Consider the following 17,738-nt stretch of genomic DNA (forward strand, 5'->3'; position numbering starts at 1 on the left):
CACCTCAATCAGAAATTTTGAGGTGCTTCTTATTACTCAGTTAAGAGATAAAATAACAAACATTAGTTGTCATTTATTTCTTACACATTACATCGCTTGGCGGAATAACTCGATAACATCACTTTCAGAACCCTGAACTGGGTTAGTGATTGCACAAGCATCTTTCAGCGCATTTTCAGCTAATGTTTTGAAGTCTTCTTCTTTCACGCCTAATTCTTTCAGGCCTGCAGGAATACCTACATCTTTAGCCATCTTACGAATTTCTTCGATACACGCTTTAGCACCTTGCTCATCGCTCATTGCAGAAACATCAACACCCATTGCTTGTGCGATATCTTTTAAACGACCCGCTGCTGCTTGAATGTTATAAGCTTGAACATGTGGTAATAAAACCGCATTACACACACCATGAGGTAAGTTATAGAAACCACCTAATTGGTGAGCCATAGCATGTACATAACCTAAAGAAGCGTTATTAAATGCCATACCTGCTAAGAACTGAGCGTAAGCCATGTTTTCACGCGCTTGTGCATCACCACCATTATCAACAACTTTACGTAAAGACTCGCTGATCATAGTAACTGCTTTTAATGCACATGCATCTGTGATTGGATTTGCAGCAATTGAAACATACGCTTCAACCGCATGGGTTAATGCATCCATACCTGTTGCAGCGGTTAAACCTTTTGGCATACCAATCATTAATTCTGAATCATTTACAGATAACAGAGGCGTAACGTTTTTATCAACGATAGCCATTTTGATATGACGCGCGGTATCTGTGATGATACAAAAACGTGTCATTTCTGATGCTGTACCTGCTGTGGTATTAATAGAAATAAGTGGTAATTGAGGTTTTTCAGAGCGGTCAACACCTTCATAATCCGCAATCTTTCCACCATTAGAAGCGACTAACGCGATGCCCTTTGCACAGTCATGTGGAGAACCACCACCTAAAGAAATTACACAGTCACATTGATTTTCTTTCAGCAGAGCTAAACCCGCTTCTACGTTTTCAACAGTAGGGTTTGGTGCAGTTCCATCATAAGTTACGCTAGAAATACCAGCTTCTGTCAGTAACTTACTGACTTTATCAACAACACCCAGTTGATTTAAAATGCTATCAGTGACGATCAACGCTTTATGAAAACCGAAGTCTTTCATTGAACTTACAGCATCAGCAAGGCAACCAGCACCAATTTTATTTACAGAAGGGATATAGAATGTTGAAACTGCCATTATTGACTTCCTTTTTAGTAATTAAATCTGCGTTTTAATATGTTCTATTCTTTTTGTTCTTAAATTGATCATCATCAAAATAATGAATAAATATCAATTTGTTTATCATGTTATTACAGGTAATTAAATTTAGAAGCCCAATTACCCTATTAATTCAATAGGATAATACTATTAACATATTATCATTTGTAACAAAATAATTTGAAAAGCTTATCAAAATAATCAAAACCAGCCATAAACATCACAGCAGAATATTTTTTTTAAAGTCGTATAATGACCCTAAATAAATAACTTATTAAATCAGGAGTCATTGATGTCTTTGACTATTTTTGAGCAACTTACTACTTTATTAGATAACAACCACGCTACTTATCGTGTAATGGGACACCCTACCGCGGGTCGTTCTGAAGAAGTCGCAAAAATCAGAGGAACACAATTAGGACAAGGCGCAAAAGGTCTAGTTTGCCATATAAAAGGTAACGGTATTAAACAACATGTTCTTGCGATATTACCCGCCGATAAACAAGCTGATCTCTCAAAACTTGCTCACCAAATAGGTGGAACAAGAGCATCTCTAGCAAGCCCTAAAGAAGTGGATGATCTTACTCAATGCGTATTTGGTGCCATCCCTCCTTTTAGTTTCCACCCTTCATTAAAACTTGTGGCTGACCCTCTACTTTTTGAACGTTTTGATGAACTTGCTTTTAATGCGGGTACATTAGAGCGTTCTATTATTCTTAATACGCAAGATTACAAACGTATTGCACAACCTGAATTAATCTCTTTTATTCGTGATGAAGAAAACGAATAACAAAGAAAACCAACTTATCTTTAACAATTACCCTAGCCATAATTCAGCTAAGGGTAATTGTTATCATGATATCTATTCTTATTGTATATATAGATTTACACACCAGAAAGTAATATTAGATAATCTAACCCCAAAAACCATCAACATTTAACACCAAAAATAATCAATAAATCAGAATAAATTCCATAAATTTTATATTACCTTGGTTATAACGCTACAAAATGTACGAAACAGAAATTTTTAACTATTTTTTTCGATTCAGCACTCAATAATTAACTAAATAGATTTTATGTTATTGACCTGATTTACTCGTACATTTAAGTTAGCACCAATAAAAATACAATAATGTAAAATTTCTTTTACATCCCAGTTATTTTCTAACATACAAATAAATAAACAATGTACCAATAGGTGCAGGGAAATCTTCATGCAAACTTCAACTAAAAAACAACCACTTTATAAAGTGCTATACGTGCAAGTTATCGTCGCCATCTTACTCGGTATCTTGCTTGGGCATTTTTACCCTGACGTGGGTGAATCCTTTAAACCGCTTGGTGATGGATTTATCAAAATTGTAAAAATGATCATCGCACCTGTTATCTTCTTAACAGTAGTAACAGGCATAGCGGGTATGAACAACATGAAAGCTGTAGGCACTGTCGCGGGTAAATCCATGGCCTACTTCCTCACGTTTTCAACTATTGCATTAATCATTGGTTTGATTGTTGCAAACGTTATTCGACCAGGCGATGGCCTAAATATTTCCCCGGCTTCATTAGATGCAAGTAAAGTAGAAAGCTATGTAGCAAAAGCGCATGACTCTTCGATTGTTGGCTTCCTAATGAATATTATTCCTGACACCGTTGTTAGCCCATTAGTTAATGGAAATATCTTACAAGTACTGTTTGTTTCTGTGGTTTTTGGTATTGCCTTAGCCTCTATTGGCACACGTGGTGAACCCGTTCTTAAGTTCTTACAAAACTTATCTGAACCTGTCTTTAAAATGGTAAGCATGCTGATGAAGTTAGCACCAATTGGTGCCTTCGGTGCCATGGCCTTTACCATCGGTAAATATGGTATTTCTTCAATCAGTAACTTGGTCTTGCTTGTTCTGACTTTCTACATTACTTCATTATTGTTTGTTCTAGTCGTGTTAGGTGCTGTTGCAAAATATAATGGCTTCTCTATTCTCTCTTTAATTAAATATATTAAAGATGAACTTTGGTTAGTCTTAGGGACTTCTTCTTCAGAAGCAGCTTTACCTAGCTTAATGCGTAAAATGGAAAATGTAGGCTGTAAAAAATCAGTCGTTGGCTTAGTTATTCCAACCGGTTATTCCTTTAACTTAGATGGTACTAACATCTATATGACCATGGCCGCTCTATTTATTGCACAAGCTACGGGTATTGATCTTTCATTAACAGAACAAATCACTCTACTCTTAGTTGCAATGATAAGTTCAAAAGGTGCCGCAGGTGTTACTGGTGCAGGCTTTATTACTTTAGCGGCAACCTTATCGGTGGTACCGAGTGTTCCAGTTGCAGGTATGGCATTAATTCTAGGTATTGACCGCTTTATGTCAGAGTGTCGTGCATTAACTAATCTTGTTGGTAATGCTTGCGCGTGTATCGTTGTTGCTCGCTGGGAAAATGCCTTAGATAAAGAAAGAATGAATGATGTCTTTAATGGCAGAGTATCCAATGAGTCTATTGAAGATGCGCCATTAACTCCTATTGAAATTGAATCTGATCATTCAATTAAAATCCCAGTAAAATAAAAACCATTGCTTATAATCCATAAAAGAGCACATATGTGCTCTTTTATTTTTTATATTCCTTACCACTACGAATAAACTCTTATCTTTTTTTATAATTTATTTATTATTTTCTCTTTTTCTCATAGATTATTCCTTGCTTATTTTTATAATTTTTTAATTTATAAATTAAGGACAAATTTGTGAATATATTAAAAGATCTGATAAAAAAACAATATTCTCTAAAACTTTTATTTTTCAAATATTGGCTGGGCGGCTCTGCCATAATAATTCTTAGTAGTACTATTCTTTTTTATACAGTTGTTGTACCACTCATTCAAATTGAAGTATTTTCTTTAAATATCGCTATTTATTTTGTTGCATTTGCTTTGGCAATAAAATTTATATTTTCTGTAATCATGCTACCTCGTTTTTTTCTCTTAGTAAGAGATACCTCTGAGTTTCCTTCAATATTCGCTTTTATTATTGTTTTTTTCTGAATGCTTATTTGTTGGTTGGTTAGCAATTATTTATATTAAAGGATTTATCAGTGGTTCATTTTTTCCTTAAAAATAAATTGAATAAAAAAACAAAGAATTGTGGCGAGTTACTCTTCCTATCTCTCCTTATTCATATTTATTTACATTTAAATCATTTTTTTTACCAAAAAGTAAAGTTAAAAGCACATATTATTAAAGAAACTCGACAAACCAAAACAAAATACAATTTCATTAACCTATTGATTTAAGAAAAATAAATTCCTGAAATGGCAAAAAATTAAAATTAAATCTAATTTTTTAGATGAAGAGCACAATATTTGATAAAATCAACTTTATTTTATTGACCTGATTTACGCATACCTTTAAGTTACCTGTCACAACAAAATAAATGTAAATAATAATTTACATCATAATTTCTTTTTTATTTAGTCAATATCTTTCAGTTACAGGGAATTTTTATGCAGACTTCATCCCGCAAGCTCCCCTTTTATCGTGTGTTATATATCCAAGTTATTATTGCTATTATTTTCGGTATTCTATTAGGGCATTTTTACCCTGATATTGGTGAATCCTTCAAACCTTTAGGTGATGGGTTTATCAAAATAGTCAAAATGATCATTGCACCTGTCATCTTTCTAACTGTAGTGACCGGCATTGCAGGCATGAACAATATGAAAGCCGTTGGGAAAGTAGCAGGTAAATCAATGATTTACTTTCTAACATTTTCTACAATTGCTCTTGTTATTGGATTAATCACTGCCAATATTATTCGCCCTGGCGATGGTTTAAATATTTCACCTGAATCATTAGACAGTAGTCGAGTAGAAATGTATGTCACTCAAGCACATAGCTCTTCTCTTGTTGATTTTTTCATGAATATTATTCCTGATACTATCGTTAGCCCATTAGTTAACGGTAATATCTTACAAGTTCTGTTTGTTTCTGTGGTTTTTGGCTTAGCATTAGCATCAACAGGAGCACGAGGTGAACCTGTATTAAAATTCTTACAGCATCTTTGTGAGCCCATTTTTAAGATGGTTGGTATGCTAATGAAGTTAGCGCCTATTGGTGCCTTTGGTGCAATGGCTTTTACAATAGGTAAATACGGTATTTCTTCTATTGGCAATTTAATGTTGTTGGTAATTACTTTTTATTTAACAGCATTACTTTTCGTATTGGTCGTTTTGGGTGCGGTTGCTAAATATAATGGCTTTTCTATTCTCTCTTTAATTAAATACATAAAAGATGAACTTTGGTTAGTATTAGGGACTTCTTCATCTGAAGCAGCACTACCTACATTAATGAGTAAAATGGAAAAATTGGGTTGTAAAAAATCAGTCGTCGGCTTAGTTATTCCTACTGGTTATTCCTTTAATTTAGATGGTACTAATATTTATATGACTATGGCAGCCCTGTTTATTGCGCAGGCAACAGGTGTTGATTTGTCATTAACTGAACAAATTACATTACTCTTTGTTGCCATGATTAGCTCAAAAGGCGCAGCGGGTGTCACTGGTGCTGGTTTTATTACTTTAGCGGCGACCTTATCGGTTGTGCCTAGCGTTCCCGTCGCAGGTATGGCGCTAATCCTTGGTATCGACCGTTTTATGTCAGAATGTCGTGCATTGACCAATCTTGTCGGTAATGCTTGCGCCTGTATTGTAGTTGCTCGTTGGGAAAATGCATTAGATAAAGAGAGAATGAATGATGTTTTTAGTGGGAATATATCCAAAGAAACTCATTTAGATACTGACCTTACATCAGATAAAATAGATGAAAAAACACATTATATAAAAGCATCTGAACAATAGTTTTAATGCTTCTTAATTAAAATATCAATAAAAAGAGAGTATTTAAATGCTCTCTTCTTCTTAAGCAATAACGATAAAAATAACAGTATTTATTCCCTACCGACAAATACTGTCATTAAGACAAGCTAGAATACGTGTTATAGAGGATATAAGGACTTCAACTATGACACATTTCGATCATCAACAAGGTAAATCCTTTCTTATTGATAACGCTGAAATTTATATTGAAACACTTGGTGATCCTAAAAATTACCCTGTGATTTTATTGCATGGAGGAATGGGAAATTTAACTTCGTTTAACCCTTTAGTTGATTATTTAAAGAGTTACTACCTTATTGCTATAGATTCTAGAGGACACGGCAAATCCACATTAGGTGATATTTCATTAACCTACCAGCAATTACAGTCTGATGTAGAAACCGTGATTAAAGCTTTTGAATTCAAAAAATGCGCGCTTATTGGGCATAGTGATGGTGGGATTGTTGCTTTGCGTTTAGCAGCTAAAAACATCTCCACGATTAACAAAGTCATCACTATTGGTGCTAGTTGGCAATTAACGGATGATGATCCCGCTAAAGAGATCTATCAAAAGATCACATCTGAATATTGGCGACACAATTTTCCTCAAGAGTGTGAATATTACCAAAATATTAATTCTAAACCTGATTTTGAACACCTATTTAATCAAGTCCAAATGATGTGGTTAGATCAAAGTACAACTGGCTATCCTAATGAAAAAATTAAGGATATTCACTATCCTGTGTTAGTTTGCCGTGGTGATAATGATATGCTGGTTTCTTTATCTCATTCACCAGAAATCGTCAATAATATTGAATCAGCCTCATTACTGAATGTGCCCTTTACTTCACATGTTGTACATGAAGAAAAGCCTCAATGGCTAGCTAATATTTTTAATGATTTTTTAAATAATCTAAATAAGAGCTAATATGAAAAAAACGTTAATTTTAAAATCTACTATTACTGGTAATTTATCTCATTCAAATAAATTAGTAGATCTCTTTTTAAGTAAATAGCTAGAGCCTTATTCACCTGAAACAATTACAGAGAGAGATATTATAAAATCACCTCTATCTGTTGTTGATGATAAAATATATCAAGCATATTATTCAGTGCAACCTGAAAATATGACAGATAAACAGAGAAATGCCATTTCTCTTTCAAAGATCTTAATACAAGAAATAAAAGATAATGATATAATTATCATTACGCACCGATATATAATTTCTCCATTCCAAATCAACTAAAAAATTATTTTGATTTAATTATCCGAAATGGATTGACATTCTCTTATACAAAGACAAGCAAGACTGGACTTATTACTAATAAAAAATACTTATTTTATCTACATCTGGTGGTATTTATACAACTAGTGAAAATGATTTTTCAGTACCTTATCTAAAAACACTTTTAGCATTTATTGGTATTAATTCTATTGATATAGTTACAATTAATGGTATTGCAATCAAGCCAGAAAAACCAGAAAAAAATATTAATTATAAAAAATAGATATCAGTAATTTCATTGAGAAAATGAAATTATTATATAAGCCATAATATTCTCTACATTATTCTTAATAAATATTTTTTTAAATTTTATAATTGTGTCTTTTTAAAATTTTAATTATAAAAACAAATAAAATTTTTATAATTGATGTGTTAAACAACACTCTGTTTCCTCATTCATTCTTACCTCCTTCTAAAAAATAAATATTTTCACTTATTACATCGAAAATTTATCTTTAAGAGCTTTCTTATGTTTTTACCCCGCAAAACAACTGTATATTTATACAGCTTTATATGGATTTAAAGTTATTTACTAAACAAAGGAATATATTATGAGTAATGAAATTAATGTATATAAAATGATGAGCAGCACCCCTTCTATTTATACGGAAGTTAATGAAAATAGAGGGAAATTTGATTTATCTCTTATGAGCAACAATGAAGTTATTGAGAAAATCAGCGGCACACAGTGTGGACAGACTTTTTATATCAATGCCCCAGGAACTTATACCGTACTGGTTAATTATACTGATGGTAAATACACCTCTAATGAGGTCATTTTTCAGCCATCAGAATTTATGATAGAGAAAGTAGCCCCTTTATTTTCAATGCAAGAAAATAAACTATCCGCACTTTCAGAACCCGTGATTAATGAGAATGATAAATTCTCAATTCAAATAAAAATAAATAAAGGGAAAAAATCCAAGTTAGATAAATTACTGAAAAAAGAACGTGGATTTTTTGATTTGGAAAAAGTAGTTATTGATTTATCCTCATTTCAAAAAGATCACCCTATTCACAACTTTGAGTATTATACTTTAAAAAGTACGCTCTCTGTTAATAATGTAAAAATTGTCGCAGATAAATTAGAAAAAGACAGTGATATTATCTATGTCTCCATCACTCCTGATGAAATCAATTTATTAGAACCGACTAAAAGCGAACAAGAAATTTTTAATGTAAATAATACCACGACTGAAGTAACACCTGATCTTTCTTCTTACCAAAAATATCTTGATGAGCCTCATGGTATGAATGTGCGAAATGCTTGGGCTAGAGGAAATACAGGTCAATTAGCAGTAATTCGACATATTGATTTTGGTGTTAACAGTTTTCATGAAGATCTTCAAAATAAAAATATTACTATTGTTACCAATAAGGGTACAACCAAAGAAGAAATTCTTAAAAATTCACATGGTACAGGTTCTATTGGTGTTATATCAGCCGAAGATAATGGTTTTGGAATGACGGGCATTGCTCATTCTGCAAAATTGTATTCTTATTATATTCACCAAATGAGTACTGTTTTAAGTGATTCCAGACCTGGGGATATTGTTAGTTATGAATACTGTGCATCGAATCATGAAAAAAAAATGGTTCCAGCATCCATGTATAAATCATTCTGGGATACCATTTATAACCTCACTCAAAAAGGTGTTATTGTTCTCAATACCGCGGGGAATGCAAATGTTAACTTATCTGATCCCTCGCAATTTATAGATTATGGTGATAATGGTGGCATATTAGTGGGCGCTTGTATGCCTAATGATGGAAGCAAAGCTGGTTTCTCAAATTATGGTCACTCCACCTCATTAGTGAATTCATGGGGTTATGAGATCGCAACTACTGGAAGTGGCACTTTATATATAAGAAATAATGACAAGAGCACAGCTTATAGTGCTAAATTTAATGGTACTTCTGGTGCCGCACCTTTATGTGCTGCGGCTCTTGGATTACTACAATCTCATGCAAAAAGTATGGGTGTTATGTTAACACCAGAGAGTATGAGAACATTATTAAAAAAATCCAGTTATACTGAAGGAGTAAAAGATGGTATTGGTGTTAGGCCTAATGTTGCTCAATTAATGCGTGAATTAGATAAAGAAATTCTGGCACCACTCGTAAATATAAATCCCTTTTCATATTCATCGAATTATTTAAATCTTAATTCTTCATTTAAAATTGATGAATATAAAATAGAGAATCTTCCATTTTATTACCAATATACTGATCTTAAGCATAATGGTATTATTGCTCATTATCCACAACAAGCTCCATCGGAATTAGAATGGTGGAATCAAGTTATAACAGTAAGTGAAGTTAAAATTCCAATATCTGATAGTGATGGGAATGTGTCTGTATTATATTTAGCAGCTCATAAATGGAATGATGCAGGGCGATTCACTTTAAATACAGCTACAGCACCAGGTAATGATACTGGCGGAAACTTTAGAATACAGTTAAGATATGATCCTGAAAAAAATACACATTTAAATAAAACAAAATACAGTGGAATTTTCCCTGTCTATATTCAATGTTGGGAACATCGAGAATATAAATTGCCTGTTAGAATTAATATTCATATAGAATAAGATTAATACCCTACTAATTTAGTTAATAAAAAGGTGCTTAATTTAGCACCTTTTATTATATTTATGGCTAAAACCATCATAAAAAATCTCACTCAATAATAAAGTGAGGTTTAAATCAAAAATTTAAAATCTAAATATCTGTGATAACTTCACTTTGTGGTAATCTTGATTTTGGTAAATTGTAGTTGAAATCATCTTCTTCTCTATAACCTAATGCAACAATTGTCACAGCATGAAGTCCTTTATCATTTAAAGAAAATGTTGAATCTATTTTGGATAAATCAAAGCCTTCCATTGGAAGAGCATCTATTCCTAACGTTGCGGCGCCTAGTAATAGTGAGCCCATATTTAAATAAACCTGCTTCTCTATCCAATGAGATAAATCACCAAGTTGTTTTTCATGTAGATTAACAAAAAATGATCTTGCGAGGTTATTTTGTTCTTTGAATTCGGCTGCTGGATATCGTCCAGCTTGATCTTCTAATTCAAGCAAATGAGAGAGATATTCTTCAGTTAATGTATTTCTTGCACACATAACCACAACATGTGAAGCACTTAATATTTTCTCTTTATTAAACTCATATCCACCCTCTGTTGAGCTGGCAATTTTCTGCTTAGCATCATCAGTTTTCGCGATGATAAAATGCCACGGTTGAGTATTCACACTTGATGGGCTTAGTTGTAATAATGCTTTTATTTGTTCTAATTCTTGCTCAGGGATCACTTTGTTTTTATCAAAATGTTTTGTCGCATAACGTGTTTTCAATATCTTTAATAAATTCATTTATTACACCTATTCCAAATAAGACTCTTATATCAGGCACATTTTAATTATAATTTACCATCTGGCAAGTATGTACAATTTATGTATATAGGATAAAAATGGATACTGCCAAAAAGAATAGATATAACGACTACACCTATGATGGATGCCCTGTTGAAGCGTCTTTAGAGCTGATGGGAGGCAAGGGAAAAGGTATGATGCTTTACCATTTACAGGGAAAAATACTACGATTTAATGAGCTAAAAAGAAAATTTATTTCGATAACGCCTCGAATGCTAACTAAACAGTTACGTGAACTTGAATCTGACGGGCTTATCGAACGCAAAGTGTATGCTGAAATTCCGCCCAAAGTTGAATATAAACTCAGCGAGGATGGAGAATCACTCTCTTACGTTTTAGCGGCACTACAAAGCTGGGGAGAAGAAAGAGCAATACCCCTATTAGAAAGATCTGCCAATAGAAAATGATAACGCTTTCCTTAATTAGAATATTAATTTCTGAGAAAAAATATTTAACATCATTTATAAAATTTAATTTAGAAAAATAATACCCATTAAATGGGTAATTTAAATATAAAATAAAATAAAAATAAGTCTTATAATGATGTTATTTAGATAAATATATTGCATAAAAAACGAATCTGTCTTATTTCTCTATCTTATTATGATAATAACTTTATTTATATAAAATAAAAACATAATCTATTGATTTTTAATTATTTAATAATAATTACTCTCTTATAGAAATTCACTATCATTAAGTTGATTTATATAGAAAAAACCAATTTCATTTATTTTAAGATGATATATATATTAGTAAAATCACGTAGTAAATCTGTTATAAAACTATATTCTAATATTTTTATATAAAAACATGGCTACTACTTTTATTTATTAATTACTATTTTAGAGAGTTTGTATGAAGAAAACTTTTTTGAGTACATCATTCGCTATCGCATTGAGCTTAACAGTAGGTACGGTATTTGCTGACGATAATACGGGTACCATCAATTTTAATGGTCTATTAACAACAACAACTTGTAAAGTTGATATAGAAGGACAAGGACCTAATGCAACCATTACTTTACCTACAGTAAGTACAAATGCATTAACTCAAGCTGGTCAAGTAACTGGACGGACTGCATTTAATATGAATCTACACGATTGCGAAAATGTAATTCCTACTATTACTATTTGGAGAATGAATTCAGATTCAAGCGATGTTACTCACAGTCTTGTCTCAGCATTTTTTGAAGCAGGGGTCACCGTTGATCCAGTGACTGGACGACTTAAAAATATGGATACCAGTGCTACAGGTGCTACTTTTGTTAATTTACAATTACTAGATGGTAGTAATAATTTTGCTCCAATTAAAGTTGGTAGCACCTCACAAGTCACTAATACATCTTATGTAGATATTGATTCTGATACATTTTCAGCAACATTACCTTATGCTGTTGAATACTACGCAACAGGTACAACAACTGCTGGTAAAGTTAATAGTAGTGTTGTTTATACTCTGCAATATAAATAATTAGATATTTATTTTCATTAAAGAAAAAAGGTGCTGTATTACCAGCACCCTTAAAGGCTTTAATTTAATATTTAATCTTACTTATTCCATCCACTCTGTATGGAATACGCCATCTTTATCAGTACGTTTATAAGTATGCGCACCAAAATAGTCACGTTGAGCTTGGATTAAGTTTGCTGGTAACACTTCTGCACGATAGCTATCGTAGTAAGAAATAGCTGCAGAGAATGTTGGAGTAGGAATACCAGCTTGTACACCATAACAAACAACATCACGTAAAGCTTGTTGGTAATCATCAGCGATTTGTTTGAAGTATGGTGCTAACAGCAGATTTGCAATACTTGCATCTTCATTATAGGCATCTGTAATTTTTTGCAGGAATTGAGCACGAATGATACAACCCGCACGGAAAATCTTCGCGATTTCACCGTAGTTTAAATCCCAGTTATATTCGTCTGATGCTGCTTTCAGTTGTTGGAAACCTTGAGCATAAGAAACGATTTTACCTAAATACAGTGCACGACGAACATTTTCAATAAAGGCTTTTTTGTCGCCAGAGAATGCTTTAGGTGTTGGCCCTGATAATACTTTAGATGCTGCAACACGTTGATCTTTTAATGAAGAGATATAACGAGCAAACACAGACTCAGTGATAAGAGTAACGGGTACACCTAAGTCTAAAGAGCTTTGGCTAGTCCATTTACCTGTACCTTTATTTGCCGCTTCATCAAGAATAACATCAACAAGGTATTTACCTTCGTCATCTTTTTTACGGAAGATATCAGCCGTGATTTCAATCAGGTAGCTACTTAATTCACCTTTATTCCACTCTGTAAAGGTTTCTGCGAGTTCTTCGTTAGTTAAACCTAAAGAGTGTTTTAATACTGAATACGCTTCTGCAATCAGTTGCATATCGCCATATTCGATACCGTTGTGAACCATTTTCACATAATGGCCCGCACCATCAGCACCGATATAAGTCACACAAGGTTCGCCTTCAGCAACAGCCGCAATTTTTTCAAGGATTGGCGCGACTAATTCGTAAGCTTCTTTTTGTCCACCCGGCATGATTGAAGGTCCTTTTAATGCGCCTTCTTCACCACCAGAAACACCAGTACCAATAAAGTTAAAACCTTGTGCTGATAATTCACGGTTACGACGAATAGTATCTTTAAAGAAAGTATTTCCGCCATCGATAAGGATATCACCTTTATCTAAATGCGGTGTCAATGCAGCAATTGTTTTATCCGTTGCTTCACCCGCTTTTACCATTAATAAAATACGGCGCGGTTTTTCTAACGAATCAACAAACTCTTCAATAGAATAATTCGGAACCAGTTTTTTACCTGGATTTTCAGCGATAACTTCGTTGGTTTTATCGCTTGAGCGGTTGTAAATGGATACAGAATAACCACGGCTTTCAATATTTAGCGCAAGGTTACGTCCCATAACTGCCATACCAACCACGCCGATTTGCTGTTTTGACATGAAAATAACTCCCGTCTGAAAATAAACCTGCCAGTATCAATGTACTGACAATTTGTTAACCTGATCACATAGTAACTCACTCTCTCACTTGGTGGTAGTTATTGATGTAATTGGTATCACAATCTTTTAGACAAAATGAAATTATTCCTCTGCGATCGATAATAATTTATTGAAAATTTCCTTCAAATTGCTCATTATTCCCAAGTCGGCATATGCCGTCTTTATAGAAGGTAAAACAAACTGTATGGAATGGATCTTGGATCCGACGATCTGGGTAGGGCTCTCCACCCTAATTGTTCTCGAAATCGTACTTGGTATTGATAACCTTGTTTTCATTGCTATTCTGGCAGATAAACTTCCAGCAAAACTAAGAGATAAAGCACGTATAACAGGTTTATTGTGTGCCCTTGTTATGCGAGTTGTGTTGTTATTTAGTCTCTCTTGGCTTATCACTCTGACAAAACCTCTTATTACACTGTTTGATCATCCTTTCAGTGCGAGAGATTTAATTATGCTTCTCGGAGGGATATTCTTGCTGTTTAAAGCCACTATGGAGCTTAATGAACGGCTAGAAGGTAAAGATCACAGCGAGGGAAAACAACGCAAAACAACCAGCTTTTGGTCTGTTGTTGCACAAATTATCGTGCTAGATGCGGTATTCTCGCTTGACTCCGTGATAACCGCTGTGGGTATGGTTGATCATTTAGGCGTTATGATTGCGGCTGTCACTATTGCAATGTTCTTGATGATCCTTGCAAGTAAGCCTCTAACCAATTTCGTCAATAATCACCCAACCATTGTTATCTTGTGTTTAAGCTTCTTGCTGATGATTGGTTTTGCATTAGTTGCCGAAGGCTTTGGTTACGCTATTCCAAAAGGTTACCTATATGCGGCGATTGGCTTCTCTATCATGATAGAAGTCTTTAATCAGCTAGCACAATTTAACCGTCGCCGTTTCTTATCTGCTTCTCGCTCTTTACGTGAGCGCACAGCAGAAGCGGTGCTACGTATTATTAATGGTAAACCTGAATCTTCTGAATTAGATCCTCACACATCTGATTTAGTCTCCAGCTCAGAAGAAGTGTTTGATCCCCAAGAACGCCAAATGATTGTGCGTGTGCTTGGTTTAAGCCAACGTAATGTTAACAGTATCATGACATCTCGCCATGATGTTGAATACGTAGACTTAAGTGCAACACAAGATGATATCCGCCAATTGTTGGAAAAGGATCCTCACTCTCGCTTAGTGGTCACTGATGAGCAATATGGTGATGAGCCTGTTGGTGTTGTTAATGTTATTCAGCTACTGAATCAACAATTACGTAATGAATCGTTAAACTTACGATTGTTAGTAACACAACCGTTGATCTTCCCTGAAGGTTTATCCTTACTGCAAGCATTAGAACAATTCCGAAGTGCACATACCCACTTCGCTTTTGTTGTAGATGAATTCGGTTCAGTAGAGGGTATCGTCACGTTAACTGACGTAATGGAAACCATTGCGGGTAACTTGCCAGTCAGTTCTGAAGAGAACGATTCACGTCACGACTTGGTTCAAAATGAAGACGGTTCATGGACTGTAAATGGTTTTACACCACTTGAAGACTTAGTGCTTTATATTCCAATCAAATTGGATGAAAAACGTGAGTATGAAACCTTAGCAGGCTTATTAATGGAACATTTACAACGTGTTCCAACTGTTGGTGAAAAGATCCTTATTGATGGCATTGAATTTGAGCCGTTAGAAGTGAACAACCATCGAATTAATAAAGTTCGAATTGTAGAACCAACACCTGAAGACGAAGAAAACGTTGACGAAGCGTAATCCCTGTCAAATAGCAAAATATCCGCCTTTAAGGCGGATATTTTTTATCTGAAGATTGTATCTACTGGAAAATAATATGCATACCAATGTCAGCGTTAAAATCGTCTGGTTAACCCCTGTTGAAGGGGGAAGACGATCACCACCGCCTTTAGCTGGTTTTTATTATCCAACTACTCAACTGCCTTACAAACCAAATAATTGGAGCCTTGCGATTGAAATCACTCACACACAGAAAGAGTCAGAACATTGGGTAAGTGAGGGTAATATGCAGTTTTTAGTTGAACATGCCCCTCATCATTTCTTAAAAGAATTAGAAAAATTTGAAATTTATGAAGGTCCTAAAAAAGTCGCAAATGCCTTTATTCAGTTTAAATAGTTATATTCTATACAACTTTTCTTAAGCCAATAAAAAACGGGCTTTGTTTATCACAAAGCCCATCCATAAAATTTAAAACAATAATCTTAGATTAATTCAATACAATAAAAATTAACCCAATGTACTTGGTACAAGAATTTCAGTAGCAACAATAACAATAACAAGACCTACTAAAACAGGTACAGAAACACGTTTCATCACTTCGAAAGGTGAAATTTTTGCCATACCCGATACCGCAACCACAACACCAGAAACAGGTGATAATGTACGGCCTAAGTTTGAAGCTTGTAACATTGGAATAGTTAAATAAGCGGGGTTAACACCCATATTGCTTGCTAAACGAGGAATTAATTCAACAAAAGCATAGAATGGTGCGTTACCAGAGCCAGTGGTCATTGCCGCTAACATGGTAATTAATACCAGTGCAATCATCATCACAATCGCACCTGAACCTAATGACTGAGCACCTTCAATTAAGGCATTAATAAAGCCAACCGTTGTTAAACCTTGAGCAAATACCCCTGCTGCGACTAATAACATAACAACTTGAGCAAATGCATCTGCCATACCGCGGTAAGCAACTTCTAAACCTTCAAAAACTTGTTTTGCACTAAAGCTGCGAATAAATTCGATAATAGCCGCTAAAATCATACAGATGATAATAATGGCAACGATATGAAGCTCTGGTAGCCATTTACCATCAAAAACGAGAACACCAATGATTGGCGTAAAAGGTAAAATCGCATAGAAACTTGGTGCGTGAGTTTTGATTTCATTCACGTCTAACATTTCAGTTTCAATGTGCTCTTTGCGGTCAAGGTAACGTTGCCAGAAGAAGTGCGCAATGCACATACCAATAATTGCAGCAATAGAGATAGGCAATGTGGTTTTAAATGCGAAATCAATCAACGGCATTTGAGACGCTTCAGCGGCTAAAATAACATCACCTGATGTTGGCGCTAAAATAATAGAGGCTGGAGACGCACAAATTGCAGCAGCAGCACCACGACTAATTCCCATATTCACCATAACAGGGAATAAAGTTGCCATTAATAACACACCTAAACCTGTTGCTGATGAAACAGCCAGTGACATCAAGCACGCAACAATGTAAGCCGCGACCATCAGAAGATATGGTGAGTTAATCATTTTTAGTGGGCGTGATGCTAATTTAACAACAACATCATTAGCACCGATGTGTGTCATATAAGAAGCAAAACCACAAAGTATCATGATCATCATCCCTAAATCGCCACCTCGGCTCATTAGTAGATTTTTCACATACTCAACAATATCGATTAAACCATAACCTGTCGCAGTTGCACTTGCAGGTAAAACAGCTCTTCCCATAATAACGCTGATGATCAGTAATAACAGACCACCCGTCATTAAAACACCGGTTGGTGAATAGCCTTTTACAATATAACGCCCAACACCTACAGCAACGAAGGCGCCGATAAGAATTTCAATCATTTATTTATCCTGTCTAAAGTAGTCATTTATAAAATGAAGTTTTTTATTTTTATCATCATTTTTGCGTTTAGTGCGATTGACACACTCTGCCCAAAGGCAACGTTGCAGTGTATGACATATATCAAAAAAAACGACTATTTTTTTACATATACATAGCACGAATGCTTACTTTTCATTCAAAACATAAATTAAATGATAGATATAAAGCAAAAAGCACACAATTATCAAAATAGTGTGCTTTTATTAAGAA

Annotated in this window: 14 protein-coding genes; 10 read left to right on the forward strand and 4 right to left on the reverse strand. The window is 34.3% G+C overall.

Features of this window, described 5'->3' with window-relative positions; translation table 11 throughout:
* Positions 1 to 87: 87 nt before the first annotated feature.
* Positions 88 to 1,239: an L-threonine dehydrogenase gene (yiaY, locus tag GTK47_RS15750; protein WP_165124900.1), complete on the reverse strand. Its 1,152-nt coding sequence runs from the start codon at positions 1,237 to 1,239 to the stop codon at positions 88 to 90.
* A gap of 313 nt (positions 1,240 to 1,552) precedes the next feature.
* On the opposite strand from yiaY, the gene GTK47_RS15755 reads away from it, so the two are divergent.
* From GTK47_RS15755 to GTK47_RS15790, 6 genes are all read left to right on the forward strand, one after another.
* Positions 1,553 to 2,050: a YbaK/prolyl-tRNA synthetase associated domain-containing protein gene (locus GTK47_RS15755; protein ID WP_165124903.1), complete on the forward strand. Its 498-nt coding sequence runs from the start codon at positions 1,553 to 1,555 to the stop codon at positions 2,048 to 2,050.
* Positions 2,051 to 2,477: 427 nt separating this feature from the next.
* Complete coding sequence (locus GTK47_RS15760; protein ID WP_165124906.1) at positions 2,478 to 3,827, forward strand: dicarboxylate/amino acid:cation symporter; 1,350 nt, start codon at positions 2,478 to 2,480, stop codon at positions 3,825 to 3,827.
* A gap of 179 nt (positions 3,828 to 4,006) precedes the next feature.
* Positions 4,007 to 4,303: a hypothetical protein gene (locus GTK47_RS15765; protein ID WP_165124909.1), complete on the forward strand. Its 297-nt coding sequence runs from the start codon at positions 4,007 to 4,009 to the stop codon at positions 4,301 to 4,303.
* Positions 4,304 to 4,761: 458 nt separating this feature from the next.
* Positions 4,762 to 6,114: a dicarboxylate/amino acid:cation symporter gene (locus GTK47_RS15770; RefSeq protein ID WP_165124912.1), complete on the forward strand. Its 1,353-nt coding sequence runs from the start codon at positions 4,762 to 4,764 to the stop codon at positions 6,112 to 6,114.
* 163 nt (positions 6,115 to 6,277) lie between these two features.
* Entirely contained in the window at positions 6,278 to 7,060 is a 783-nt protein-coding gene (locus GTK47_RS15775; protein WP_165124915.1) for an alpha/beta hydrolase, read from the forward strand.
* 909 nt (positions 7,061 to 7,969) lie between these two features.
* The gene (locus GTK47_RS15790; protein WP_165124918.1) at positions 7,970 to 10,009 is read left to right on the forward strand and encodes a S8 family serine peptidase; all 2,040 of its coding nucleotides are present in this window, start codon (positions 7,970 to 7,972) and stop codon (positions 10,007 to 10,009) included.
* Between the two features lie 130 nt (positions 10,010 to 10,139).
* Here GTK47_RS15790 and nfsB read toward each other — a convergent pair whose 3' ends face one another.
* Positions 10,140 to 10,793, reverse strand: a complete 654-nt coding sequence (gene nfsB / locus GTK47_RS15795) for an oxygen-insensitive NAD(P)H nitroreductase (RefSeq protein WP_165124921.1) — start codon at positions 10,791 to 10,793, stop codon at positions 10,140 to 10,142.
* Positions 10,794 to 10,891: 98 nt separating this feature from the next.
* Between nfsB and GTK47_RS15800 the strand changes: the two genes are divergently transcribed.
* Together GTK47_RS15800 and GTK47_RS15805 are read left to right on the forward strand one after the other, a co-directional pair.
* Entirely contained in the window at positions 10,892 to 11,260 is a 369-nt protein-coding gene (locus GTK47_RS15800) for a helix-turn-helix domain-containing protein (RefSeq protein ID WP_165124924.1), read from the forward strand.
* A gap of 466 nt (positions 11,261 to 11,726) precedes the next feature.
* Positions 11,727 to 12,326 carry a fimbrial protein gene (locus GTK47_RS15805; RefSeq protein ID WP_241256040.1) on the forward strand — a complete coding sequence of 200 codons (600 nt, stop codon included), beginning with the start codon at positions 11,727 to 11,729 and terminating at the stop codon, positions 12,324 to 12,326.
* A gap of 81 nt (positions 12,327 to 12,407) precedes the next feature.
* Here the strand turns inward: GTK47_RS15805 and gndA are convergent, their stop codons facing one another.
* Positions 12,408 to 13,814 (reverse strand): NADP-dependent phosphogluconate dehydrogenase, encoded by a 1,407-nt coding sequence (gene gndA, locus GTK47_RS15810; protein WP_023581264.1) that lies wholly within the window; start codon positions 13,812 to 13,814, stop codon positions 12,408 to 12,410.
* A 244-nt stretch (positions 13,815 to 14,058) separates the two neighbouring features.
* On the opposite strand from gndA, the gene GTK47_RS15815 reads away from it, so the two are divergent.
* Complete coding sequence (locus GTK47_RS15815) at positions 14,059 to 15,639, forward strand: TerC family protein (protein ID WP_165124930.1); 1,581 nt, start codon at positions 14,059 to 14,061, stop codon at positions 15,637 to 15,639.
* Positions 15,640 to 15,715: 76 nt separating this feature from the next.
* Positions 15,716 to 16,015, forward strand: coding sequence for a hypothetical protein (locus GTK47_RS15820; RefSeq protein ID WP_165124933.1), 300 nt, complete (start codon positions 15,716 to 15,718; stop codon positions 16,013 to 16,015).
* 111 nt (positions 16,016 to 16,126) lie between these two features.
* On the opposite strand, the gene dcuC is transcribed toward GTK47_RS15820, so the two are convergent.
* Complete coding sequence (gene dcuC, locus GTK47_RS15825; RefSeq protein ID WP_069367549.1) at positions 16,127 to 17,488, reverse strand: anaerobic C4-dicarboxylate transporter DcuC; 1,362 nt, start codon at positions 17,486 to 17,488, stop codon at positions 16,127 to 16,129.
* Positions 17,489 to 17,738: the final 250 nt, after the last annotated feature.

Origin of the sequence: Proteus sp. ZN5, assembly GCF_011046025.1 — a bacterium.
Taxonomy (GTDB): domain Bacteria; phylum Pseudomonadota; class Gammaproteobacteria; order Enterobacterales; family Enterobacteriaceae; genus Proteus.

Bases quoted from the DNA above. Each gene is read 5' to 3' on its own strand.
- gndA (WP_023581264.1), bottom strand. From the start codon at position 13,814: ATGTCAAAACAGCAAATCGGCGTGGTTGGTATGGCAGTTATGGGACGT.
- yiaY (WP_165124900.1), bottom strand. From the start codon at position 1,239: ATGGCAGTTTCAACATTCTATATCCCTTCTGTAAATAAAATTGGTGCT.
- GTK47_RS15815 (WP_165124930.1), top strand. From the start codon at position 14,059: ATGGAATGGATCTTGGATCCGACGATCTGGGTAGGGCTCTCCACCCTA.
- dcuC (WP_069367549.1), bottom strand. From the start codon at position 17,488: ATGATTGAAATTCTTATCGGCGCCTTCGTTGCTGTAGGTGTTGGGCGT.
- nfsB (WP_165124921.1), bottom strand. From the start codon at position 10,793: ATGAATTTATTAAAGATATTGAAAACACGTTATGCGACAAAACATTTT.
- GTK47_RS15755 (WP_165124903.1), top strand. From the start codon at position 1,553: ATGTCTTTGACTATTTTTGAGCAACTTACTACTTTATTAGATAACAAC.
- GTK47_RS15760 (WP_165124906.1), top strand. From the start codon at position 2,478: ATGCAAACTTCAACTAAAAAACAACCACTTTATAAAGTGCTATACGTG.
- GTK47_RS15800 (WP_165124924.1), top strand. From the start codon at position 10,892: ATGGATACTGCCAAAAAGAATAGATATAACGACTACACCTATGATGGA.
- GTK47_RS15820 (WP_165124933.1), top strand. From the start codon at position 15,716: ATGCATACCAATGTCAGCGTTAAAATCGTCTGGTTAACCCCTGTTGAA.
- GTK47_RS15775 (WP_165124915.1), top strand. From the start codon at position 6,278: ATGACACATTTCGATCATCAACAAGGTAAATCCTTTCTTATTGATAAC.
- GTK47_RS15770 (WP_165124912.1), top strand. From the start codon at position 4,762: ATGCAGACTTCATCCCGCAAGCTCCCCTTTTATCGTGTGTTATATATC.
- GTK47_RS15790 (WP_165124918.1), top strand. From the start codon at position 7,970: ATGAGTAATGAAATTAATGTATATAAAATGATGAGCAGCACCCCTTCT.